The 22,709-nt window shown below is 71.9% G+C and carries 22 protein-coding genes; 18 read left to right on the top strand and 4 right to left on the bottom strand.

Annotated elements, in window-relative coordinates:
* Positions 1-145: 145 nt before the first annotated feature.
* From AB0H21_RS16535 to AB0H21_RS16525, 3 genes are read left to right on the top strand one after another with little or no spacing between them, the layout of a single operon-like run.
* Positions 146-1,105 carry an EamA family transporter gene (locus AB0H21_RS16535; RefSeq protein ID WP_358516999.1) on the top strand — a complete coding sequence of 320 codons (960 nt, stop codon included), beginning with the start codon at positions 146-148 and terminating at the stop codon, positions 1,103-1,105.
* Positions 1,102-1,719 carry a GntR family transcriptional regulator gene (locus tag AB0H21_RS16530; protein ID WP_358516998.1) on the top strand — a complete coding sequence of 206 codons (618 nt, stop codon included), beginning with the start codon at positions 1,102-1,104 and terminating at the stop codon, positions 1,717-1,719. Before AB0H21_RS16535 ends, AB0H21_RS16530 begins: the two co-directional genes overlap by 4 nt.
* A 46-nt stretch (positions 1,720-1,765) precedes the next feature.
* Positions 1,766-2,179, top strand: coding sequence for a hypothetical protein (locus tag AB0H21_RS16525; protein WP_358516996.1), 414 nt, complete (start codon positions 1,766-1,768; stop codon positions 2,177-2,179).
* A gap of 27 nt (positions 2,180-2,206) precedes the next feature.
* On the opposite strand, the gene AB0H21_RS16520 is transcribed toward AB0H21_RS16525, so the two are convergent.
* Entirely contained in the window at positions 2,207-2,959 is a 753-nt protein-coding gene (locus AB0H21_RS16520; RefSeq protein ID WP_358516994.1) for a crotonase/enoyl-CoA hydratase family protein, read from the bottom strand.
* A 240-nt stretch (positions 2,960-3,199) separates the two neighbouring features.
* Here AB0H21_RS16520 and AB0H21_RS16515 point away from each other — a divergent pair, with 240 nt between their 5' ends.
* Genes AB0H21_RS16515 through AB0H21_RS16480 form a run of 8 tightly spaced genes read left to right on the top strand, consistent with a single transcriptional unit; the run spans position 3,200 to position 11,791 of the window.
* Positions 3,200-4,663: a sugar transferase gene (locus AB0H21_RS16515; RefSeq protein ID WP_358516993.1), complete on the top strand. Its 1,464-nt coding sequence runs from the start codon at positions 3,200-3,202 to the stop codon at positions 4,661-4,663.
* Positions 4,663-5,730, top strand: coding sequence for a glucose-1-phosphate thymidylyltransferase (locus AB0H21_RS16510; RefSeq protein WP_358516991.1), 1,068 nt, complete (start codon positions 4,663-4,665; stop codon positions 5,728-5,730). Before AB0H21_RS16515 ends, AB0H21_RS16510 begins: the two co-directional genes overlap by 1 nt.
* Positions 5,727-6,695 (top strand): dTDP-glucose 4,6-dehydratase, encoded by a 969-nt coding sequence (gene rfbB, locus AB0H21_RS16505; protein WP_358516989.1) that lies wholly within the window; start codon positions 5,727-5,729, stop codon positions 6,693-6,695. The genes AB0H21_RS16510 and rfbB overlap by 4 nt, the downstream gene beginning before the upstream one ends.
* Complete coding sequence (rfbD, locus tag AB0H21_RS16500; protein ID WP_358516987.1) at positions 6,692-7,588, top strand: dTDP-4-dehydrorhamnose reductase; 897 nt, start codon at positions 6,692-6,694, stop codon at positions 7,586-7,588. The genes rfbB and rfbD overlap by 4 nt, the downstream gene beginning before the upstream one ends.
* Positions 7,534-8,850, top strand: a complete 1,317-nt coding sequence (locus tag AB0H21_RS16495) for an MFS transporter (RefSeq protein ID WP_358516986.1) — start codon at positions 7,534-7,536, stop codon at positions 8,848-8,850. Before rfbD ends, AB0H21_RS16495 begins: the two co-directional genes overlap by 55 nt.
* Positions 8,847-9,791: a glycosyltransferase family 2 protein gene (locus AB0H21_RS16490; RefSeq protein WP_358516984.1), complete on the top strand. Its 945-nt coding sequence runs from the start codon at positions 8,847-8,849 to the stop codon at positions 9,789-9,791. Before AB0H21_RS16495 ends, AB0H21_RS16490 begins: the two co-directional genes overlap by 4 nt.
* Before the next feature lie 57 nt (positions 9,792-9,848).
* A complete protein-coding gene (locus AB0H21_RS16485; protein WP_358516982.1) occupies positions 9,849-11,027 on the top strand; it encodes a hypothetical protein in 1,179 nt (392 codons plus the stop codon).
* Entirely contained in the window at positions 11,024-11,791 is a 768-nt protein-coding gene (locus AB0H21_RS16480; protein WP_358516981.1) for a WecB/TagA/CpsF family glycosyltransferase, read from the top strand. Before AB0H21_RS16485 ends, AB0H21_RS16480 begins: the two co-directional genes overlap by 4 nt.
* A 4-nt stretch (positions 11,792-11,795) precedes the next feature.
* Here the strand turns inward: AB0H21_RS16480 and AB0H21_RS16475 are convergent, their stop codons facing one another.
* A complete protein-coding gene (locus AB0H21_RS16475) occupies positions 11,796-12,638 on the bottom strand; it encodes a glycosyltransferase (RefSeq protein ID WP_358516979.1) in 843 nt (280 codons plus the stop codon).
* A gap of 35 nt (positions 12,639-12,673) precedes the next feature.
* Between AB0H21_RS16475 and AB0H21_RS16470 the strand changes: the two genes are divergently transcribed.
* Positions 12,674-13,315 carry an acyltransferase gene (locus AB0H21_RS16470; RefSeq protein WP_358516977.1) on the top strand — a complete coding sequence of 214 codons (642 nt, stop codon included), beginning with the start codon at positions 12,674-12,676 and terminating at the stop codon, positions 13,313-13,315.
* Complete coding sequence (locus AB0H21_RS16465) at positions 13,312-14,328, top strand: hypothetical protein (protein ID WP_358516975.1); 1,017 nt, start codon at positions 13,312-13,314, stop codon at positions 14,326-14,328. Before AB0H21_RS16470 ends, AB0H21_RS16465 begins: the two co-directional genes overlap by 4 nt.
* Before the next feature lie 158 nt (positions 14,329-14,486).
* Here AB0H21_RS16465 and AB0H21_RS16460 read toward each other — a convergent pair whose 3' ends face one another.
* Positions 14,487-15,476 carry a hypothetical protein gene (locus AB0H21_RS16460; protein ID WP_358516973.1) on the bottom strand — a complete coding sequence of 330 codons (990 nt, stop codon included), beginning with the start codon at positions 15,474-15,476 and terminating at the stop codon, positions 14,487-14,489.
* 76 nt (positions 15,477-15,552) lie between these two features.
* Positions 15,553-16,224, bottom strand: a complete 672-nt coding sequence (locus tag AB0H21_RS16455; RefSeq protein WP_358516972.1) for a hypothetical protein — start codon at positions 16,222-16,224, stop codon at positions 15,553-15,555.
* Between the two features lie 178 nt (positions 16,225-16,402).
* On the opposite strand from AB0H21_RS16455, the gene AB0H21_RS16450 reads away from it, so the two are divergent.
* From AB0H21_RS16450 to katG, 5 genes are all read left to right on the top strand, one after another.
* Positions 16,403-17,593, top strand: coding sequence for a hypothetical protein (locus AB0H21_RS16450; RefSeq protein ID WP_358516970.1), 1,191 nt, complete (start codon positions 16,403-16,405; stop codon positions 17,591-17,593).
* Positions 17,590-18,936, top strand: a complete 1,347-nt coding sequence (locus tag AB0H21_RS16445; RefSeq protein ID WP_358516968.1) for an O-antigen ligase family protein — start codon at positions 17,590-17,592, stop codon at positions 18,934-18,936. The genes AB0H21_RS16450 and AB0H21_RS16445 overlap by 4 nt, the downstream gene beginning before the upstream one ends.
* Positions 18,937-19,103: 167 nt before the next feature.
* Positions 19,104-19,664, top strand: a complete 561-nt coding sequence (locus AB0H21_RS16440; protein ID WP_358516966.1) for an isochorismatase family protein — start codon at positions 19,104-19,106, stop codon at positions 19,662-19,664.
* A gap of 191 nt (positions 19,665-19,855) precedes the next feature.
* A complete protein-coding gene (locus tag AB0H21_RS16435) occupies positions 19,856-20,293 on the top strand; it encodes a Fur family transcriptional regulator (protein ID WP_358516964.1) in 438 nt (145 codons plus the stop codon).
* A gap of 29 nt (positions 20,294-20,322) precedes the next feature.
* The gene (gene katG, locus AB0H21_RS16430; protein WP_358516962.1) at positions 20,323-22,554 is read left to right on the top strand and encodes a catalase/peroxidase HPI; all 2,232 of its coding nucleotides are present in this window, start codon (positions 20,323-20,325) and stop codon (positions 22,552-22,554) included.
* Positions 22,555-22,709 lie beyond the last annotated feature (155 nt).

Here is a 22,709-nt window from a genome sequence, read left to right as displayed (position 1 = left end):
TCGTTACACGCGGGTGATTGGTGGCGAAACAGTACCAACGTGGGTGTGAGGGAGACAGGGTCCTTAAACAACGAATCATGCGTTATTTCCGACCGAAACCCACTCCTCCGTTGCGGCAGATGTCTAGTTGTCAGACAATATCCGCATGGTGTCCATCCCCGCCAAGCGCGGCCCCTTCCGTGGCGCCGCCGCCGGTCCCGCGGGCGTGATCGCCGCCGCCGTCCTCTGGGGGACCGCGGGCACGGCGGGGACGCTCGCGCTCGCCGGACCGGCCGACCCGATCGCGCTCGCGGCCGCCCGGCTGGTCATCGGCGGAACGGTCCTCGCCGCCGTCTCCGTCCGTCCCGCCCGGCGCCTGCTCGCCCGGGGCCGTACGCTGCCGCTGGCCCTCGCCGCCGCGGCCGCCGCCGCGTACCAGCTCTGCTTCTTCGGCGCCGTCACCCGCACCGGCGTCGCCGTCGGCACCGTCGTCGCGATCGGCAGCGGCCCCGTCTTCACCGGCCTTCTCTCCTGGGCCTACGACCGCAGGCGCCCCGGCCGCCGCTGGGCCCTCGCGACCGCCGCCGCCGTCGCCGGGTGCGCCGCGCTGGTGTCGGGCGGCGAGGCGGTCGGCGTCGACCCGCTGGGCGTCCTGCTGGCGCTGGCCGGGGGACTGCTGTACGCCTTCTACGCGGTGGCCGCCTCGCGCGCCATCGCGGCCGGGGCGCCGTCCAACGCCGTGATGGCGGTCATGTTCGGCGGCGCGGCGGTGGTGATGCTGCCGATCCTCCTCTGGAGGGGCATCGCGTGGCTCGGCGAGCCGCACGCGCTGCTCGCCGCCGTCTACCTCGGCTGCGTCACGACGGCGCTGGCCGCCTTCCTCTACGGGCGCGGCCTGCGCGCCACGCCGGTCGCCCGCGCCGCCACGCTCACCCTGGCCGAGCCCGCCGTGGCGGCCCTGCTCGGCCTCGCCGTCCTGCACGAGCGGCTCACCGCGGTCTCCTGGGCGGGGCTCGCCCTGCTCGGGGCGGCCCTGGTCGTGGTCGCCCGGCCCGACCCGGCCCGGCCCGAACCATCCGGGCCGGTCCCCGCCGAGCCGGCCGTGACGGCACAATCGTCGGCGTGAAACTGCGCCCCGTCTCGACCGTCGACGCGCTCGCGGACGCCCTGCGCCGGCGCGTGCTCTCCGGTGAGATAGCCCCCGGCACCGCGCTGCCCGAGCAGGAGCTGTCGGCCCTGTACGGTGTGGCGCGCCCGACCGTCCGCGAGGCCCTCGCCGTCCTGGTCCACGAGGGGCTGCTCCGCCGCGAGCGCAACCGCAGCGCGTACGTGCCCGACGTCACGCTCGCCGACCTGGACGATCTGATGTACGTCCGGCGTCCCCTGGAGGATCTCATGGCGGCCGCGCTGGCGGGCCGGCCGGTGCCGCGGGCGGACGCCGCGCTGACGCGCATGGCGGCCCTCGCGGCTGACGCGCCGTGGGCCGACGTCGTCGCCGAGCACATGGCGTTCCACGAGGAGCTGATCCTCGCCGTGGGCAGCCCGCGCCTGGAACGGCTGTACGCCGCGCTGGCGGCCGAAACCCGGCTCGGGCTCGTCCGCCTTCGTGCGATATATCACGACAGGGCGAGACTCGTGGACGAGCACCGCGCGCTGCTGGACGCCATCACCGCAGGTCCGGCCGAGGCCGCGCGCCGCGCGACGGCCGCTCACCTCGTGCACGCCTGGGGTGCTGATTAGCCGCTTCTCTTGCGAGGACGCCTCGGAAGTCGTCACAATCGCGCCCATGCACGGCAACTCAGTGCCGGACTCTTACGTGTACGTCACCGAAGAGGGCGTCACCCGTCACTACGCCGACGGCAGTGTCGAGGCCCTCGCGTGGGAGGACGTGGTCGAGGTCCGCGTCGGCGGCGTCACCGAGTCCGACATGCTGATCGTCCTGCTCGACCGCGACGGCCAGGGGTGCGTGGTGCCGCGCTCCGCCACCGACGCGACCTTCCTGGCGCGGCTGCGGTATCTGCCGGAGTTCGACCTGGAGCGGCTGAGCGACGCGGCGACGTCCGCGCACGCCGCCTCCGGAGGCAACGCCGGCGCTGCGGGGCACGCGGGCCACTCCGGGTACTCCCGGTATTCCGAATACGTGGTCGTGTGGCGAAGCCCGGATCCGCCGTCGTCATTGCCGGATCTGGAGTACGACTAGCCGCGGGCGATCACCGGCCGGGCCGCGTCAGGTTCCGTGGCGGCCGGCGCCCGAGCGGAACCGGCCGACACCGCCGGCGGCGCTCCGGAGCGAGACCAGCCCATGGCGGAACTCGCCGCGCAGCGCCTCCTCCTCCGGCAGCCCTTCCTGCTCCAGCAGGGACAGGCGATCGCGCCGCATGCACTCCTGGGGCAGGGCGGCGAGCTCGCGGGCCAGCTCCTCGGCGTGCCGCCGCGCCGTTCCCGGCGGGACGACCCGGGTGACCAGGCCCATGTCCAGCGCCTCGGCGGCGCCCACGGCCCGTCCGGTGAGGATCAGGTCCATCGCCCGGCCCGTGCCGATCAGCCGCGGCAGCCGCACGGTGCCACCATCTACAAGAGGTACGCCCCAGCGGCGGCAGAACACCCCGAAGACGGCGTCCTCGGCGGCCACCCGCAGGTCGCACCAGATCGCCAGCTCCAGGCCGCCCGCCACCGCGTACCCCTCGACGGCGGCGATCACGGGCTTGGACAGGCGCATGCGCGTGGGGCCCATGGGTCCGTCGCCGTCCTCGCTCACCCGGTTGCCGCGCTCGGTGCCGATCGCGTGCAGGTCCGCGCCGGAGCAGAAGGTCCCGCCCTCTCCCCACAGCACGGCGACGGCCGCGTCGGACTCCTCGAAGTCGCGGAACGCCTCGGCGAGCGCGGCGGCGGTCGGGCCGTCCACCGCGTTGCGCACCTCGGGCCGCGACAGCACCACGGTCATCACCGGGCCGGATCTCACCACCTGGATGTCAGACATGTGCTGAAATCTAGCTGGGCTCCGTCATCTACACGGGTTTGGACCGTTCCGTCAAGGGACTGCCGTGTACCGGGAGGAGGCCGATTGTGGCCAATGCCCGGCTATATCGCTTGTTAGAGACGATCTTTAGTATTTGAACGGGGTACCCACGCTCCTGATGTTTCGGAGCCATGTGTCAACCAAAGCGACGCGATGGCCGTCTGCTATCTAGGTCTGACAGGAGCAGGGCAGGGGTTAAGCATGAGGGTGGGGTTGCAGGAGCGCTCTGTCGCGCTTCTCGACACGGGCCCGCTGACGTCGTCGAGCATCTGGACGCGCTCCTATATGCGGGCTCTTCTCGCAGGTGACATGGCATGCGCCATGATCGCCTGCGAACTGGTGATGGGATTCAGGCTCTGGGTGGGCGCCTTCATCCCCTGGTCGGAGTTGTTGTTCGGGTTCGGTCTCGCGCTGGCCTGGCCCGGTGCCATGGCACTGGCCGGCGTCTACCGCGAGAAGAGTCACGGAGAGGGCAGCGAGGAGTTCCGCGGGGTCTTCGACGGAGGTGTGGGGCTGACGGCGGCCGTCGCCATCGGCGCCTACGCCACCCAGACGATGATCGCGCGCAGCTACGTGATGGCGATGCTGCCGCTCGCGACGGTGCTCACGCTGGCGTTCCGCCACCGCATGCGCAAGCGGTTGCACCGGCGCCGGGCCGAAGGTGAATATCTGCGGCGCGTGGTGGCCGTCGGCCACCGCACGGCCGTTCTCGATCTGGTCATGCAGTTCCGGCGGCAGCCGTACCACGGCATGCGGGTCGTCGCGGCGTGCCTGCCGCCCGGGCAGTACCCGGGCAACGGGCTCGACATCGACGGCGTGCCCGTGTACGGCGACTTCGCCGACGTCGCCACCGTCGCCGACAAGGTGTCGGCCGACGCCGTGGCCGTCCTCGCCTGCCCCGAGCTGGACGGTGCCGCGCTGCGCCGCCTGGCCTGGAGCATCGAGACCAAGGGCACCGAGCTGTTCGTCGCCCCGGCGCTGATGGACGTCGCCGGGCCGCGCACGAGCATCCGCCCGGTCGCCGGGATGCCCCTGCTGCACGTGGAGCACCCGGAGTTCGACGGCGGGCGGCAGATCGTCAAGAGCCTGTTCGACAAGCTCCTGGCGACCGCCGTGCTCACCGTCCTGGCGCTGCCGATGCTGGTGATCGCGTTCCTGATCAGGTCGACCAGCCCGGGACCGGCGCTGTTCCGGCAGACCCGGGTCGGCCGCGACGGCCGCGAGTTCCGGGTCTTCAAGTTCCGCACGATGGTGCGCGACGCCGAGAAGCTGAAGATGGACCTTCTTGACAGCAACGAGTTCGACGGAGTGCTGTTCAAGATGCGGAACGATCCAAGGATCACCCGCGTGGGCGGCTTCCTGCGCAGGTACTCCCTGGACGAGCTGCCGCAGCTCTTCAACGTCGTGCGCGGCGAGATGTCGCTGGTGGGGCCGCGCCCGCCGCTTCCCGAGGAGGTGGCGCAGTACGGCACCGACGTCCGCCGTCGGCTCGTCGTCAAGCCCGGCATGACGGGCCTCTGGCAGGTCAGCGGGCGCTCCGACCTGTCCTGGGAGGAGTCCGTGCGGCTCGACCTCCGGTACGTGGAGAACTGGTCGTTGATCCTCGATCTGCAGATCCTGTGGAAGACATGGTCTGCCGTCACCCGTGGTGGAGGGGCTTACTAGTGAAGGCGCTCGTGCTCGCCGGAGGCTCAGGCACACGCCTCCGGCCGATCACTCACACGTCCGCCAAACAGCTCGTCCCCGTCGCCAACAAGCCCGTGCTGTTCTACGGGCTGGAGGCGATCGCCGCGGCGGGCATCCGCGAGGTCGGGATGATCGTCGGCGACACCCACGAGGAGATCGAGGGGGCCGTCGGCGACGGGTCGGCGTTCGGGCTGGAGGTGACCTACCTGCGGCAGACCGCGCCGCTGGGCCTGGCCCACGCGGTGATGATCGCCCGGGAGTACCTCGGCGACGACGACTTCGTCATGTACCTCGGCGACAACTTCATCGTCGGCGGCATCGAGCCGCTGGTGAGACGGTTCCACGACGAACGCCCGGCCGCGCAGATCATGCTGACCCGCGTCGCCGACCCCCGGCAGTTCGGCGTCGCCGAGCTGGACACCTCCGGGCGGGTCGTCGGGCTGGAGGAGAAGCCGGCCGACCCGAAGAGCGACTTCGCCCTCGTCGGCGTCTACCTGTTCACCCCGGCGGTCCACGAGGGCGTGGCCGCGCTGAAGCCCTCGTGGCGCGGGGAGCTGGAGATCACCGACGCGATCCAGTGGCTGATCGACGAGGGCCACCAGGTCTCGTCCACGATCATCTCCGGCTACTGGAAGGACACCGGCAACGTCACCGACATGCTGGAGGTCAACCGGCTGCTGCTGGAGGATCTCCAGCAGCGCCTCGACGGCGTGGTGGACGACGCCTCCGAGATCATCGGCCGGGTCGTGGTCGAGGACGGGGCCGAGATCACCCGCTCGCGCATCGTCGGCCCGGTGATCATCGGGCGGGGCGCCGTGGTGCGGGACTCCTACGTCGGCCCGTTCACCTCGGTCGCCGAGGACTGCCAGGTCGTGGACAGCGAGATCGAGTACTCCATCCTGCTGCGCCGCGCGTCGATCCACGGGGTGCGCCGGATCGAGGCCTCCCTGATCGGGCGCGACGTGGAGGTCACGCCCGCTCCCAACACTCCCAGAGCCCATCGGCTGGTGCTCGGCGATCACAGCAAGGTGCAGATTAGCTCATGAGGGTTCTGGTAACCGGCGGCGCCGGTTTCATCGGGTCGCACTATGTCCGCACGATGCTCACCGGCGGCTACCCGGCGCTGGAGGGCGCGAAGGTCACCGTCCTCGACGCGCTCACCTACGCGGGCAACCTCGCGAACCTGGAGCCCGTCCAGGGCGGGTTCGAGTTCGTGCACGGCGACGTCTGCGACGCGGCGCTGATGGCCGACGTCGTCCCCGGCCACGACCTGGTGGTCAACTTCGCCGCCGAGTCGCACGTCGACCGGTCGATCGACGGGCCGTCGGCGTTCGTGCGCACCAACGTGCTCGGCACCCAGACCGTGCTCCAGGCGTGCCTGGATGCGGGCGTCGCGAAGGTCGTCCAGGTGTCGACCGACGAGGTGTACGGGTCGGTGGACGAGGGCTCCTGGGCCGAGGACGCCCCGCTCCAGCCGCGCTCGCCGTACTCCGCGGCCAAGGCGGGCGGGGACCTGCTCGCCCGCGCGTACGCGGTGACGTACGGGCTGCCGGTGTCGATCACGCGGTGCGGCAACAACTACGGGCCGTACCAGTACCCGGAGAAGGCGATCCCGCTGTTCGTCACCAACCTCCTGGAGAGCGGGAAGATCCCGCTGTACGGGGACGGCCTGAACGTCCGCGACTGGGTGCACGTCGACGACCACTGCCGGGGCATCCAGCTCGTGGCCGAGCGCGGCGAACCGGGCGAGGTCTACAACATCGCGGGCACCGCCGAGCTCACCAACCTGGAGCTGGTCCAGCGCATCCTCGACGAGCTGGACGCCGACTGGAGCGTCGTCGAGCGCGTGCACGACCGCAAGGGGCACGACCGCCGCTACTCCCTGGACGACTCCAAGCTGCGCGCCATGGGGTACGCGCCCGGCACGTCCTTCGACAAGGGCATCACCGAGACCGTCCAGTGGTACACCGACAATCCCTCGTGGTGGAAGCCGCTCAAGGGCGCGCGGTGAACCCGATCTCTGGGGGCGCGGTGAACCGCGTGCTGGTCACCGGGGCCGCCGGCATGCTCGGCACCGCCGTGGCGGCCGAGCTCGCGCGGGGCGCGGACGGCCCCGACGTGCTGGCCTACGGTCGCGACCGGCTGGATCTGCGCTACCTCGACGGCGTCCGCGACACCGTCCGGCGCGAGAAGCCGGACATCGTGATCAACTGCGCCGCCTGGACCGCCGTGGACGACGCCGAGACCCGCGAGATCGACGCGCTCGCGGTCAACGGCAGCGGCGTGCGGGCCCTGGCCGAGGCGTGCGCGGAGGCCGGCGCGCGGCTGGTCCACGTCTCGACCGACTACGTCTTCGACGGCAGGGCCGGCACGCCCTACGGCGAGGACGCGCCGACCGGGCCCGTCAGCGCCTACGGCCGCACCAAGCTCGCCGGGGAGCGCGCCGTGCTGGAGGTGCTTCCCGAGGCCGGGTACGTCGTGCGCACCGCGTGGCTGTACGGCGCGGGCGGGCGCAGCTTCGTCCGCACGATGATCGGCCTGGAACGCGCGCACGACACCGTGAAGGCCGTCGACGACCAGGTCGGCCAGCCCACCTGGACCGGCGACCTGGCCGTCCGGCTCGCCGAGCTGGCCCGCGCCGACGCCCCGCCCGGGGTGTACCACGGCACCGCCTCCGGAGAGGCGACGTGGTACGACCTGGCGCGCGAGGTGTTCACCCTGCTCGGCGCCGACCCCGGCCGGGTGCTGCCCACCGGGAGCGCGAGCTTCCCCCGCCCGGCCGCCCGTCCCGCCTACAGCGTGCTCGGCCACGGCCGCTGGGCCGAGGCCGGGATGCCGCCCCTGCGCGATTGGCGCGCCGCGCTGCGCGCCGCCTGGCCGTCCATGATCGCGGCGGCCGTCTGATGTACCTGTCCGAGTCGCGCCGGTCCGACTCCCACGCGAAGGCGGCCGACGCCGAGGGAGAGCCGACGTCCGGCCGTACGGCGACCACGCGCGTGCTCGCGGGGAACGTGGTCGCGCTCGGGGTGGTCAGCCTGCTCACCGACGTCTCCTCGGAGATGGTGACGGCGATCCTGCCCCTGTACCTCTTCTACCAGCTCAGCCTTAACCCGGCGCAGTTCGGCCTGCTGGACGGCCTCTACACCGGCGCGACCGCCGTGCTGCGCCTGGTGGGCGGGCACGTCGCCGACCGGTTCCGCCGCCGCAAGCTGGTGGCGGGCGCCGGGTACGGCCTGTCGGCGGTGGTCAAGCTCGGGTACCTCGCCGCCGGGCGCTCCGTGCCGCTCATCGGCCTGATGATCGGCCTGGACCGCACCGGGAAGGGCCTGCGCACCGCGCCCCGGGACGCGATGATCTCGCTGAGCGCGCCGCCGGAGGCGCAGGGCCGGGCGTTCGGGCTGCACCGGGCCATGGACACCGTGGGCGCGCTCATGGGGCCGCTCGTGGCGTTCGGCGTGGTCGCGGCCGTCGGCAGCGCCTACGACGCGGTGTTCGTGGTCAGCTTCTGCGTCGCCCTGCTCGGCGTGCTGGTGCTCGTGCTGTTCGTCCGCGAGCCCGGCGGCCCGGCGCGGGAACGTCCCAAGGTCACGCTGCGCGACACCGTCACGCTGCTGCGGGACCGGCCGTACCGGCGCGTGCTGACCGCCATGGTGCCGCTGTCGATCGCCACCGTCAGCGACTCGTTCCTCTATCTGGTGGTGCAGCGCGGGGCCGGTCTCGACGCGGGCTGGTTGCCGCTGCTGCCCGTCGCCGTCTCGGCGGCCTACCTGCTCGCCGCCGTGCCGTTCGGCCGCCTCGCCGACCGGGTGGGCCGCTCCACCGTCGTGGTCGGCGGGTACGCCGCCCTGCTGGCCTGCTACGCGCTGCTCCTGCTGCCGCAGGGCCCGGCGGTGCTGGTCGCGGTCCTCGTGCTGCGCGGCCTGTCGTACGCGGCGACCGACGGCGTGGTCAGCGCGCTCGCCGGGCCGCTGCTGCCCGAGGAGCGCCGGGCCACCGGCCTCGCGGTCGTCCAGACCGGGCAGGCGCTCGGCGCGATGGCCGCCTCCTGGGCCTTCGGCGTGCTGTGGACGGCCCTCGGGTCGCGTACCGCCGTCACGGTGATGGCCGCCGCCCTGTGTCTCGCCCTGGCCGTCGCCGTCCCCCTGCTCAGGAAGGCACGCGCGTGAACCTGTCCGTGATCATCGTGACGTACCGCAGCGCCGGCTACATCGCCCGCTGCCTCGCGGCCGTCGAGTGCGCCGCCAAGGCCGTGGACGCCGAGGTGATCGTCGTCGACAACAACTCGCCCGACGACACCGTCGAGGTCGTCGAGGCCGCCGCGCCCTGGGCCCGCGTGGTCGCCCGGACCGAGAACGGGGGCTTCGCCGAGGGCTGCACGGCCGGGGCCGAGGTCGCGCGGGGACGGCACCTCGTCTTCGTCAACCCCGACGCCGAGGTCCGGCCGGACGCGTTCGCCGAGTTGCTCGCCTGCGCCGCGCGCCACCCGCGCGCCGGCATCGTCGGCGGGCGCTGCGTCACCGAGGCCGGCGACAACGACCCCCGCTCCTGGTGGGGACGGCCGACGCCGTGGTCGGCGCTGTGCTTCGCCACCGGCCTGTCCACCGCCTTCCCCGGCAACGCGCTGTTCGACCCGGAGTCCCCGGTGACGTGGACCGGCGAGCGGCGCGTGCCGATCGTCACCGGCGCGCTGATGCTCGTCGACCGGCGGCTGTGGGACCAGGTGGGCGGGTTCGACACGCGCATCTTCATGTACGGCGAGGACGCCGACCTGTGCCTGCGGGCGCGGGCCGCCGGCTACCGGCCGATGGTGACCGACCGGGCCGTGTTCGTGCACCCCGGCGGCCTGTCGTCCTCCAGCCTGAACAAGCTCGTCCTGCTGTTCACCGGAAAGGCCACCGTGGTGCGCCGCCACTTCCCGCGCGGCCTGCGCGCCGCCGGGGTGTTCCTGCTGCTGTTCGGGGTCTGGCTGCGCGGCACGCTGAGCCGCCGGGTGTCGTCCCCGGACGCCGACCGGCAGGGACGCCCGACGGCGCGCGGCGGCGACTGGGCCGAACTGTGGGCGCTTCGCGCCAAGTGGTCCGGGGGCTGGGATGCCCGCGGCGCCTGACATTCACGTTTCACCATCAAGTAGTCACATGAGATCGAAGGGTTGGGGTGGTGAGCGATGACTCGCCATGAGGGTCGTCTCGGCGCGCTCGCCGAGGTCGACGCGTCCGCGGCGGAGCTGGTCGACCGTATGGTCGCGCTTTCGGTCCGCGGGCTTCCTCCCGGTTACGCCAATGGTGAGTTCGTCTTCACCAGGCGGGGAAAGCTCGGCGCCGACGGGCGCTGGACGGCCGTCCCCGAGGGCCGCAGCGTGCGCTACAGCGCGATCGTCGCCCTCGGCGTGGCCCCGCTGCCGCGGGAAGCGCAGCGCGCCGCGCTGGCCGGCGACCTCGTGGGCGACCTGGTGGGCAACCTGGTCCGCGGGCTCCCGGGGGTCACCAACCTCGGCGACGTCGCCCTGATCACCTGGGCGGCCGCCGAGGCCGGGCACGAGGGGCTGGAGCAGGGCCTCGTGCGGCTGGCCGAGCTGGAGGCGGGGCTGCGCGACGGCGAGCCGGTGTACACGGTCGAGGCGGCGTGGGCGCTGGCCGCGCTGGTCGCCGCGCACCGCGTGCGGCCGGGCGCCGAGCTGGAGAAGCGCATGGCGCGCGCCCGAGAGAGGCTGCTGACCGGGCTCGGCGACGACCGGCTGTACCGGCACGTCATCGGCCCCGCGTCCTGGTATCGCGCCCACGTCGGCTGCTTCGCCGACCAGGTGTACCCGTTGCAGGCCCTCGCCCGCCTGCACGCCCACACCGGCGACCAGGCGGCCCTGCGCGCGGCCGAGCGCGTCGCCGGGGGCATCTGCGCGGCCCAGGGCGAGCACGGCCAGTGGTGGTGGCACTACGACGCCCGCACCGGCGGCGTCGTCGAGGGCTACCCGGTGTACAGCGTCCACCAGCTCTCCATGGCGCCGATGGCGCTGCTCGACCTCGCCGACGCGGGCGGCACCTCTTATATGAAGGAGATCGCCCTCGGCCTGCACTGGATGACCTCGCGGCCGGAGATCGACGACGAGCTGATCATCGAGGAGCTGGACCTGACCTGGCGCAAGGCCGCCAGGGACGACCCCAAGAAGATCGTGCGCGGCGTGCGCGCCGTGGCCACCGCGATCAACCAGGGGTCCAGGCTCGGCGTGCTCGACCGCATCTACCCGCCGCTCGCCGTCGACCGCGAGTGCCGCCCGTACGAACTGGGCTGGCTGCTGTACGCGTGGCTGTTCTCGCTGCCCCGCGACGTGACCGGCGGCGCCCGGTGACCGCCACGGCCCCGCGCTCGGCGATCCTCGGCATGTCGCTGGACGCGCTCACCATGGAACAGACCATCGCCCGGTGCGTCCTGGCGGTCGAGAACCGCGAGAACCTCACCATCGGCGTGGTCAACGCGGCCAAGGCCGTCCGCATGCGCGAGGACGCCGCGCTGCGCGACTCGGTCGTCTCCTGCGACCTGGTCGTCGCCGACGGGCAGGCCGTCGTGTGGGCGTCGCGCATCCTCGGCAGGCCGCTGCCCGAGCGGGTGGCGGGCATCGACCTGTTCACCTCGCTCATGGAGGAGGGCGCGCGGCGCGGGCACCGCGCGTACTTCCTCGGGGCGCGGCCGGAGGTGCTGGAGCGTGTCGTCGAACGGGTGCGCGCGACCTACCCGGGCCTGGTCGTCGCGGGCGCCCGTCATGGGTACTTCACCGACGACGAGGCGCCGTTCGTCGCCGCCGAGATCGGCGCGTCCCGGCCCGACCTGCTGTTCCTCGGCATGACCTCGCCCAAGAAGGAGATCTTCTGCGCGCGGTTCGCCGACGACATCAAGGCGGGCGTCGTCCACGGCGTCGGCGGGTCGTTCGACGTGTTCGCCGGGAAGGTCCGCCGGGCCCCCGCCCTGTGGCAGAGGCTCGGCATGGAATGGCTGTACCGCTTCCTGCAGGAGCCGATGCGGCTCGGCCCGCGCTACATGTCCACCAACACCAAGTTCGCCTGGATGGTGGTGAAGGAGTACGTCCAGGGCCTCGGGCGCGGGCGCCGGGGGTGATCCCTCAGGTCCTGCTGCTCTCGTCCCGCAGCCACGTGGTGTAGTCCTTGGACTTCACCGCGCGGCGCGCCCGCGCCCGCGCGACCAGCGTGACGGCGAGGAACACCGCGAGGTGGGGGACGAGCCACGGCGCGCGGCCCGCGATGCCCGCGAGGTCGCGCAGGCCCGTCCGCGCCTCCTGGCCCTGCATCGGGCCCTGCTCGATCTCGGCCACCACCGTCACCGCGCGCACCCGGCGGCGCATCAGGTCGCCCAGCGTGCGGGGCGGGTGGATGACGGCGCGGGCCGTGCGCACCACCCGCCGCTCGCCGGGGGCGAACGCGAGCGACGCGGCGAGGTCGTCGCCCATGACCGGCGGCAGGTCCATGAGGCGGCGGTTTCCCTCCTCCGACACCGCGATCACGCCCCGCCCGAACAGGCCCTCCCGGACGGCCGGCAGCCGCGTCCACACGGCGTAGTACGCCCGCACCGGCCAGGGACGGTCGCGCAGCGCCAGCGCCCGCTCCGGAGCCGCCGCGAGCGGGCCGCCGGGCGCGGTGAGGGCGTCGCGCAGGGCCCGCACGTCCGCCGTGCCCACCTGCACGTCCGCGTCCACGTAGACGCGCGGGTGGCTGTCCGCGGCCTCGTCGCCGAGGCGCAGCGCCTCCCGCTTGGAGGGGATCTCGGTCTCGACCACGCGGACGCCCTCGTACCCGCGGGCCACGCCCGCCGTGTCGTCGTCGCAGCCGTTGGCCACCACGATGACGTCGAACTCGCCGTCCTTCGCCTCCGCGAGCAGGCTCGTCAGGAGTCGGCCGATTACCCGGGCTTCGTTGTGTGCCGGGATGATTACGCTCGCGCTTGGCATAGCTCCGAAGTATCCACCCTGAAGGGGAATGTCTGATGACAGAACCGCGAATCGCACCCACCGCCGACGTGGACCCGAGCGCCAAGATCGGTGCGGACAGCGCGGTCTGGCATTTAGCCCAGGTACGTGAGGGCGCCGTCCTCGGCGAGGGGTGCATCCTCGGCCGCGGCGCCTACGTCGGCCCCGGCGTCCGGATCGGGGACCGCGTCAAGCTCCAGAACTACGCGCTGGTGTACGAACCGGCCGTGCTGGAGGACGGCGTGTTCGTCGGACCCGCCGCCGTGCTCACCAACGACGTGTACCCGCGCTCCACCGACGTGGACGGCGCGCTCAAGCGCGACGGCGACTGGACCGCCGAGGGCGTCGTCGTCCGCGAGGGCGCCTCCGTCGGCGCGCGGGCCGTCGTCGTCGCCGGGCGGACGATCGGACGCCACGCGCTGGTCGCGGCCGGCGCGGTCGTCACCAAGGACGTGCCGGACTTCGCGCTCGTGGCGGGCGTGCCCGCGCGGCGCATCGGCTGGGTCGGGCGCGCGGGCGTGACGCTGGAGGAGGCCTTCGGCGGCTGGCGCTGCCCCTCCACCGGCGAGCTGTACGCCGAGCACGACGGCGTCCTCAGCGGGCCGTACGCCACGCTCCCCGGCGCGTCCGGCACCGAGCCGGGGGAAGCGCCGGCGTGAACGTCTCCGGCCTGTCCACGCGGGCGCGGGTGGCCGTCCTGGTCGCCGCCGTCGTGGTCCTCGCCGCCGCGGGCACGGTGTACGTCCTGCGCGCCCGCGCCGAGACGCCCGCCGCCGCCCCCCGGCTCACCCCCGGCGCGACGCCCGCGCCGAGCGCGACGGCCCTGGAGCCGGGCGCGCTGATGACGGTCGGCGCCGGGCCCGCGTCCGACAGCGGCATGGTGCGCGTCGCGCCCGGCAAGGGGGAGGGCCCCGCCCGCACCACCGGCCTGCGCTGCAAGCGGTTCTACGCCGCCGCCGGCACCGGCGTGTGCCTGCGCGTCGGCGAGACCCTCACCATCGGCTCGGAGGCCATCGTCCTGGACGACCATCTGCGCGAGGTACGGCGCGTCGCGCTCGCGGGCATCCCCAGCAGGGCGCGGGTCTCGGCGAGCGGGCGCATGGTGGCCTGGACGTTCTTCGTCTCCGGCGACTCCTACCTCAGCGTCGGCTTCTCCACCCGCGCCGGCATCCTCGACACCCGCACCGGCACGCTGGTCAAGAGCCTGGAGGACTTCACGCTGGACAAGGACGGCCGCGTCCACTCCGCGGTCGACCTGAACTACTGGGGGGTGACGTTCGCCTCCGACGACAACCGCTTCTACGCGACCGTCTCCACCGGCGGCAGGACGTACCTCGTCCAGGGCGACTTCGCGGCGCGGAAGATGCGCGTCCTGCGGGAGAACGCCGAATGCCCCTCGCTGTCCCCGGACGGCACGCGGCTCGCCTACAAGAAGCGCGTGGGGGGCACGAGCGACCCCTGGCGGCTCTACACGCTGGACCTCGCGAGCGGCCGGGAGACCAGGCTCGCCGAGCCCGCCAACGTGGACGACCAGGCGGCGTGGTTCGACGACCACACGGTCATGTACAGCAAGCTGCGCGGCGACAGTTCGGACGTGTGGGCGGTGATGGCCGACGGATCGGGACGCCCGGAACTGCTGGCCCGCGACGCCTTCTCACCCGCAGCCACGTGATCGCGCCTTCGGTACGGCGGGTTCGGGGCGCCTCTTTAAACGCCCCGAACTGTGCCTACTGCCGCGCCTCCGGAACGGCGGGTTCGGGGCGCACTTCAGGCGGCGTTCTTCCATCGTCACTCGGAAGGGTTCGTTCAGAACACCGCCGCGCCCCGAACTCAGCCCTCGACGGCTTCGCGGGTGTCCTCCCACACGTTGCCCTCGAAGCGGTTGCCCTTGCCCTTGGTGTCGAAGTAGGTGACGGAACCCCAGAAGCCGCCCTTCGGGAACAGGCGGCGGGTGAACACGTTGTTCAGGATGCGGATGTCGGTCGGCGTGCCAAACTTTCCGGCCCCGCCGTAGATCGTGTAGCCCCCGCCGCCCAGCAGGTTGTTCTCGATCAGCACGTCGTGCGCCCGGCTGAAGTCCTGGTAGATCGAGATGGCCGAGGTCTGCGAGAGCTGGTTGAAGATCGTGTTGTGGCGGATCGTCAGCGTCAGCCCGTCCTGCGGGGAGCCGTTGATCTGCGGCCCGGTGATGTGGTCGCCGGGGAACTCCTTGAAGTCGTGCATGTAGGAGTCCTCGATGAGGCCGTGGTCGGTGCCCACGGAATTCGACACGGTGTGGATGTTCGCCCGGCGCACGGTGATCTGCCCGCCCTGGTTCAGCACCCCCCACTGCGCCTTGACGGTGCCGTTCCCGGAGATCTCGCAGTCCTCGATGACCGCGCCCGACGCCCCCTCCGCCTGGATGACCGACCAGTCGCCCTCGCCGATCACCCGCACGTTGCGCACGGTGACGTCGTCGGCCTTGATGTTGAGCTTGCCGTGAACCTCCAGGTTCTCGACCACGGCCCCCTTCTTCAGGACCGTGACCTCCCCGACCTTCTTCAGCACACTGCCGGGGCGCAGGCCGGTCGTCTGGGCGGACGGGAAGCCGCCGCCGATGGCGTCGCTCGTGGCGGAGGGACTGGAGGGCCCGGTCTCGGCGGAGGGCGTGCGTCCGGGGAGGGGGTCGCGGGCGCCGTCCCGCGTCCCGGAACCGCCGCACGCCGCCAGGGCCGTGACCGCGGCGAGGACGAGCACCGAGAGCCTGGCCGGCCCTCTGAGGCCCGGGGAGCCGGTGGACTCGATGGCTAAGCGGCGTGGGCGTGGTGGCGAAGAGGTCACCAAGGGCTCCAGGGCTCGTATGGGAACGCTCCACAGCGGTCTCGCCGGAGCGCGGGTCACCTACGGGGTCGGGCTTCTACGTGGTCGTACCGGGATGCGGCGGTTTCGGCCGCCGCACGGTGGTCATCATGAGGTGATCGGGGGGGCTGCCGGAGTCGCGCTTGCTGCGGTCACGGGTCATCGACATGACCGCGGCCGACGCCAGTACGGCGATCAGCCCGATGCCGACGGTGGCGCGGCTCTTCTGGAGCGGCTGGCGCTGCGGCCCGAAGATGGACCCGATCGTCTCCCACTTGATCATCACGCGGCCGCTGGCCCCCGAGGAGGTCTGAAGCTTTTCCACCTTCTGCGTGAGAAGCTTGAGCGCCAGGTTCAGGGTGTCGATCGACTCCTTGGGGTCGTCCGACAGCGACTGCAGCGTCGCGTACGGCTGGCCGTACACAGGGAGCTCCTCGTTGCCCCAGTGGGCGACCTTGTACGAGAAGTCGGCCGTGCCGCCCATGGCGCGCAGCCGCTCCTGCGTGCCGGGGTTGTCGAAGTACCGGGCGGTGGCGAGCGCCATGAAGATGTGGTTGTCGGTGAAGTGGTCGTACACCTCGCCCGCGAAGTGATTCGTCTTCGTGATGAACGCGACGGTCACCACACTCTGGTAAAGAGGGGACTTGTATCTCACCCACCACACCGCGAAACCGGCGAGCAGGAAGACCAGTGCCAGGCAGGAGTACCTGATGACCACTCGCCTACGCACCGACACATCGTGACACAGGCCCGAGCAGTTTCGCGCCGGGCCTGGCGAAGAAAGCACGCGCAGGAAACACTTGAGGGGGATATGACAACGTTCCGAGGTGCTCGGGCGTCCTACCTCGGCGGCTCGGCGGAGTGGGACCGCACGGAAGTGGCCCGCCGGGCGGGGGTGAAGGGACACTATGGACCTGCTTGATTCGTTGCGTGCGCTGCTGAGACGGTGGCCGGTGACGGCGACGTTGCTGGCCGTCACGCTCGCGGCGACCATCGGAGCGTTCTTCGCGATCCCTTGGCAGTACGAATCCAAGGCCACCGTCGTGTTCCTCTCCTCCAGGAAGGGGTCCCAGCCGGTGGGCGGCAACCCCTGGCTGGCCTTCGACGGGTCGCTGACGATCACGGCCGAGGTCATCTCCCGCGGCATGAGCGACGAGCGCACCCTGCAGAAGCTCAAGGACGAGGGCAAGACCGCCGAGTTCACCGTCGGCCTGGCCCAGGACTCGCGGGGACCCCTCCTCGACATCACCGCCACCGGGCCCGACCCGAAGATCGCCCAGGCCACCATGGAGACGCTCGCCGATCTGAGCCTGGCGCGCCTGACCGAGGTCCAGCAGAAGTCGTCGATCCTGCCGGACGCGACGATCCGGGCCGAGCTCGTCACCTCCACCGAGGAGGCCCAGCTCACCCCGGAGAAGAAGATCCGCATGCTGGTCATCATCTTCGCCGGTGGCATGCTGCTGACCGTCGGCGTGCCGCTCTTCCTGGAGTCGATGGCGCAGAAGCGCCGCCGGGTGAGCCAGGGCGGCGACCCGAGGGCGTCCATGACGGGCCCGTTACCAGTCGTCCCGACGCATCAGCAGCGCATGCCCCGCTCCACCTCCGCGCCGCGCCCCGGCGGCCCCACGGTGCCGCGCAGCCGTCCCCCCGCGCGCTCGCCGAGGCCCATCGAGCCGCCCGCCGAGCCGCGGGTTTACGACCGCCGCCTCGCCTCCCCGGGCAGGCCGCCGGGCCCCGAGCCCCGGGACCCGTGGGCCGGCCAGAAGCGCCCGGAGGAGGGCCACACCCCCACGGCCCCCGCCAAGGCCGAGAAGGACCTCTACGCCGACGGTGACCGGCGCGGCCCGGCCGCCTCCGACGGCAGGGGCAACGGCGCCCGTCCGTCCCGGGGCATGTCCCCGGCCCCGGACTCCCGCCCCTCCGCCGCGGCGACCGACAAGTTCCCCGTCCAGGGCCGCCGCGCCCGCCGCCCGGCGCCGGGTCCGGGCCCCGCGTCCGCTCCCGCTCCCGCTCCCGCTCCCGCGAAGCGTCAGGGCCCCGACGGCGACTCCGATGGTGAGCCGTACATCGTGTTCGACCCCACCAGGCCCGGGCGGTGACGAGCACCCCTTCGGTCGAGCGGACCCACGCCCCCGCTCGGCGGCCTCAGGAGCGCCGCTCCAGGCTGCCGAAGAAGGCACGCGTGGACCCGGTGACGATCATGTCGTTCTTCCTGGTCGTCCTGTTCGTCATGCCCGCACGGTACGTCGTCGGCCCCCTCGGCGGCGCCGGTTCGCCGTCCTCGATCGTGGCCGTGCTGCTGCTGGTCTGGTATTTGATGTCCACCTTGTCCCCTCGGTGGACGCCGATCCGGGGACGCCAGCCCGTCCGCGCGGTCATCCTCTTCTTCGCCCTCGCCGTCCTCGCCAGCTACGTCGCCGCCAACACCCGCCCCCTGTCCGGCGACGAGCTGAACGCCGCCGATCTCGGGCTCGTGCTGGTCGCCGGGTGGGCGGGCATCGCGCTGGTCACCGCCGACGGCATCACCAGCATGGACCGGCTGGAGGTGCTGCGGCAGCGCATCGTCATGGGGGCGAGCTTCCCCGCGCTCGTCGCGATGGTGCAGTTCTTCACCGGCATCGAGGTCACCCGGTACCTCGCGCTACCTGGCCTGGCCGAGAAGGGCTCGGCCGTGCTGTTCGAGCGCGAGGGCTTCTTCCGCCCGGCCGGCACCGCCACCCACCCCATCGAGCTCGGCGTCGTGCTCGCCGCCGTCCTGCCGCTGGCGCTGCATGGCGCGCTCTACTGCCGCGTCCCCGAGCAGCGGCGCAAGCGATGGATCATGGTCGCGCTCATCGCCGCCGCGCTGCCGATGAGCGTGTCGCGCTCGGCGATCCTGGGCCTGTTCGTCGTGATGCTCGTGCTGCTGCCGACCTGGCCGTCGGAGTGGCGGCTCCGGGCGGTCCTGATCTTCGGCGCGTCGTCCATCCTGATGCGCCTGCTCATCCCCGGCCTGATCGGCACGGTGCTCAACCTGGTGTCGGTCATCGGCTCGGACGAGAACTCCACCACGCGCACCGGCGACTACGACGCCGTCGTGGTGGCCGTCTCGCAACGCCCCTGGTTCGGGCAGGGCTTCGCGACCTATCTGCCGCGCATGTACCGCGTCATCGACAACCAGTACCTGATGTCGTCCCTGGAGACGGGGCTGGTGGGCCTGCTCGCGCTGATCGTCTTCCTGCTGGCGGGCTGGGTGCTGGCCCGCCGCGCCCGCCGCGCCGCGGTCGACTCCGAGACCCGTCACCTCGCCCAGTGCTTCGCGGCGTCCTCCGCCGTCGCCATCTTCGGGTTCGGCACCTTCGACGCCTTCAGCTTCCCCATGATCACCAACGTGATGTTCCTGATCCTGGGCTGCTGCGGCGCGCTCTGGCGCCTCCAGACCCAGCCCCGCGCGCACGCCTGACCGCCTACCCGTACGGCCCCGGCAGACGCCCACTCCCGCCGGCGCGATGTCGCGCGCGTGACGCGAAGACGACGCGGCCCCCGGGGGCCTTTCGGGGGGTCTGGGTTTGTCGGTGGCGCGGGCTAGCGTGGGTCGGCACACGAGGCAAGCGTGAGTAAGGGAAGACCATGACCGCACTCCAGAACCGGCCGAACACCGCACTTCTCGTCATCGACGTGCAGAACGGCAATGTCGACGGGGCTCACCAGCGCGACACGGTGGTCGCGAACATCGCCGGTCTCGTCGAGAAGGCGCGGCGCGAGCAGGTCCCCGTCGTCTGGGTCCAGCACTCCGACGAGCAGCTCGTGCGGGGCGGTGAAGAGTGGCGCATCGTCCCCGAACTCACCCGTGCCGACGCCGAGCCGCTCGTCGAGAAGAGCTACCCCGACTCCTTCGAGGACACCACCCTGGAGGCCGTCCTGTCGGGCCTCGGTGTCGGGCGCGTCGTCGTGACCGGCGCCCAGACCGACGCGTGCATCCGCTCGACGCTCCACGGCGCGCTCGTGCGGGGGTACGACGCCACCCTCGTCAGTGACGCCCACACCACCGAGGACCTGACGGCCTGGGGCGCGCCCCCGCCCGCCCAGGTCATCGCTCACACGAACCTGTACTGGACCTACCACACGGCCCCGGGGCGCACGGCCGGCACGGTGGAGACCGAGAACGTCGACTTCACCACCAAGCCCTGAGCTTCGGCGGCACGACATCGAGGCACGGCGGGGGCGGTGCCTGAGACGGCTTGGCCGTGACGCGCTCCCACTTACTTCCTTCCGGACGGCGCGTCACACCACAACGGGCGGACGTCGCCTGGCACGACACACCAAACTTGGGTTATTCGCTCTCTTGAATGATTCGTGTTTATGGCGATAGGTTTGGTGCCATGAGCGCACCCAAGACTCCGACCACCGCCGAGGAGCTGCGCGGGGCAGGCCTGCGGGTGACGGCCGCGCGTGTCGCGCTGCTCGAAACCGTCCGGGGCGGTGACCACCTCGGAGTCGAGGCGATCGCCTCCAGGGTGCGCGACCGCTTGGGTCACATCTCCCTTCAAGCCGTGTACGAGGCCCTCCAGGCGCTCACCACGGCCGGGCTCGTACGCCGCATCGAACCGGCCGGCAGCCCCGCCCGGTTCGAGGGTCGCGTCGGGGACAACCACCACCACGTCGTCTGCAGGTCGTGCGGTGTCATCGGCGACGTCGACTGCGCGACCGGCGCGGCGCCGTGCCTCGACGCGTCCGACGACCACGGCTTCGCGATCGACGAGGCCGAGGTCATCTACTGGGGCCTGTGCCCCGGCTGTTCCACCGCCCGCAGTTCCTGAGCACCGTCATTCCGTCCGGAAGGATTCCCATGTCTGAGAACAATGATGCGATCGTCACAGACCCGAAGCCGGAGGGCGAAGGGGGCTGCCCGGTCGCGCACGGGCGCGCCCTGCACCCCGCTCAGGGCGGCGGCAACCAGCAGTGGTGGCCGGACCGGCTCAACCTGAAGATCCTTGCCAAGAACCCCGCCGTGGCCAACCCCCTCGGTGAAGAGTTCGACTACGCCGAGGCGTTCAAGAGCCTTGACCTCCCAGCCGTGAAGCGGGACATCGTCGAGGTGCTGACCACCTCGCAGGACTGGTGGCCGGCCGACTTCGGCCACTACGGCCCCTTCATGATCCGGATGGCGTGGCACAGCGCGGGCACCTACCGGATCAGCGACGGCCGCGGCGGCGCCGGGGCCGGCCAGCAGCGTTTCGCCCCGCTCAACAGCTGGCCGGACAACGTGAACCTCGACAAGGCCCGCCGCCTGCTGTGGCCGGTCAAGAAGAAGTACGGCCAGGCGCTGTCGTGGGCCGACCTCATGATCCTCGCCGGCAACGTCGCCCTGGAGTCGATGGGCTTCAAGACCTTCGGCTTCGCCGGCGGTCGCGCGGACGTCTGGGAGCCCGAGGAGGACGTCTACTGGGGCCCCGAGTCCACCTGGCTCGGCGACGAGCGCTACACCGGCGACCGCGAGCTGGAGAACCCCCTCGCCGCCGTCCAGATGGGCCTCATCTACGTCAACCCGGAGGGCCCGAACGGCAACCCGGACCCGCTCGCCGCGGCCCGCGACATCCGTGAGACGTTCCGCCGGATGGCGATGAACGACGAGGAGACGGTCGCCCTGATCGCCGGCGGTCACACCTTCGGCAAGACCCACGGCGCGGGCCCGGCGGACCACGTCGGCGCCGCCCCCGAGGCCGCCCCGATCGAGCAGCAGGGCCTGGGCTGGAAGAGCACCTACGGCACCGGCAAGGGCGCGGACGCGATCGGCAGTGGTCTGGAGGTCACCTGGACCACGACGCCGACGAAGTGGTCCAGCAACTTCTTCTGGAACCTGTTCGGCTACGAGTGGGAGTTGACCACGAGCCCGGCCGGCGCGCAGCAGTGGAAGCCGAAGCACGGCGCCGGTGAGGGCACGGTGCCCGACGCCCACGACCCGTCGAAGCGTAATGCGCCGGCGATGTTGACCACCGACCTCGCGCTCCGGTTCGATCCGGTCTACGAGCAGATCTCGCGGCGCTTCTACGAGAACCCCGACGAGTTCGCGGACGCGTTCGCCCGGGCGTGGTTCAAGCTGACCCACCGCGACATGGGCCCGGTCGTGCGTTACCTCGGCCCGGAGGTCCCGACCGAGAAGCTGCTCTGGCAGGACCCGATCCCCGCGGTGACGCACGAGCTCGTCGACGCCGAGGACATCGCCTCCCTCAAGGAGCAGGTCCTCGCCTCGGGCCTGTCGGTGTCCCAGCTCGTGTCCACCGCGTGGGCATCGGCCTCGTCCTTCCGCGGCAGCGACAAGCGCGGCGGCGCCAACGGCGGGCGCGTCCGCCTCGAGCCGCAGAGCGGGTGGGAGGTCAACGACCCCGACCAGCTCGCGACCGTGCTGCACAGCCTGGAGGGCATCCAGGAGACCTTCAACGCCGCCCAGACCGGCGGCAAGAGGATCTCGCTCGCCGACCTGATCGTGCTCGCCGGCGGCGCGGCCGTAGAGCGGGCCGCCAAGGACGCCGGCGTCGACGTCCAGGTCCCCTTCACCCCGGGCCGCGCGGACGCGTCGCAGGAGGAGACCGACGTCGAGTCGTTCGCCGCGCTCGAGCCGACCGTCGACGGGTTCCGCAACTACCTCGGGAAGGGCAACCGGCTGCCGGCCGAGTACCTGCTGCTCGACCGGGCGAACCTGCTGACCCTGAGCGCCCCCGAGCTGACCGTCCTGGTCGGTGGCCTCCGCGTCCTCGGCGCGAACCACCAGCAGTCGTCGCTCGGCGTCTTCACCGCGACCCCCGGTGCCCTGACCAACGACTTCTTCGTCAACCTGCTCGACCTGGGCACGACGTGGAAGGCGACCTCCGGGGACGCGAACACCTTCGAGGGCCGCGACGCCGCCACGGGCGAGGTCAAGTGGACCGGCACTCGTGTCGACCTGGTCTTCGGCTCCAACTCCGAGCTTCGCGCCCTCGCCGAGGTCTACGCGAGCGACGACGCGAAGCAGAAGTTCGTCAACGACTTCGTCGCCGCGTGGACCAAGGTAATGAACCTGGACCGCTTCGACCTGGCCTGATAGTGACGTCCAGGTCGGCCCCCAAGGGCCGACCTGGACGTCCTCAGCCCGAGGCCGAGAGGCGCCCTCTGTCTGCCGCTGTGGACCAGGCCGGTCCACAGCGGCTGCGCGGAGGTGGAGTGCCAGGTGGGGGATCGGTGGCGGTTACGGGCTGA

It is taken from the genome of Sphaerisporangium sp. NPDC051011 (genome assembly GCF_040653595.1).
Taxonomy (GTDB): domain Bacteria; phylum Actinomycetota; class Actinomycetes; order Streptosporangiales; family Streptosporangiaceae; genus Sphaerisporangium.
Note: the sequence above shows the minus strand (reverse complement) of the source record. Positions and strands in the feature narration are given on the sequence as shown.

Bases quoted from the DNA above. Each gene is read 5' to 3' on its own strand.
- AB0H21_RS16485 (WP_358516982.1), top strand. From the start codon at position 9,849: ATGACTCGCCATGAGGGTCGTCTCGGCGCGCTCGCCGAGGTCGACGCG.
- AB0H21_RS16515 (WP_358516993.1), top strand. From the start codon at position 3,200: ATGAGGGTGGGGTTGCAGGAGCGCTCTGTCGCGCTTCTCGACACGGGC.
- rfbB (WP_358516989.1), top strand. From the start codon at position 5,727: ATGAGGGTTCTGGTAACCGGCGGCGCCGGTTTCATCGGGTCGCACTAT.
- katG (WP_358516962.1), top strand. From the start codon at position 20,323: ATGTCTGAGAACAATGATGCGATCGTCACAGACCCGAAGCCGGAGGGC.
- AB0H21_RS16475 (WP_358516979.1), bottom strand. From the start codon at position 12,638: ATGCCAAGCGCGAGCGTAATCATCCCGGCACACAACGAAGCCCGGGTA.
- AB0H21_RS16435 (WP_358516964.1), top strand. From the start codon at position 19,856: ATGAGCGCACCCAAGACTCCGACCACCGCCGAGGAGCTGCGCGGGGCA.
- AB0H21_RS16440 (WP_358516966.1), top strand. From the start codon at position 19,104: ATGACCGCACTCCAGAACCGGCCGAACACCGCACTTCTCGTCATCGAC.
- AB0H21_RS16470 (WP_358516977.1), top strand. From the start codon at position 12,674: ATGACAGAACCGCGAATCGCACCCACCGCCGACGTGGACCCGAGCGCC.
- AB0H21_RS16535 (WP_358516999.1), top strand. From the start codon at position 146: ATGGTGTCCATCCCCGCCAAGCGCGGCCCCTTCCGTGGCGCCGCCGCC.
- AB0H21_RS16450 (WP_358516970.1), top strand. From the start codon at position 16,403: ATGGACCTGCTTGATTCGTTGCGTGCGCTGCTGAGACGGTGGCCGGTG.
- AB0H21_RS16525 (WP_358516996.1), top strand. From the start codon at position 1,766: ATGCACGGCAACTCAGTGCCGGACTCTTACGTGTACGTCACCGAAGAG.
- AB0H21_RS16520 (WP_358516994.1), bottom strand. From the start codon at position 2,959: ATGTCTGACATCCAGGTGGTGAGATCCGGCCCGGTGATGACCGTGGTG.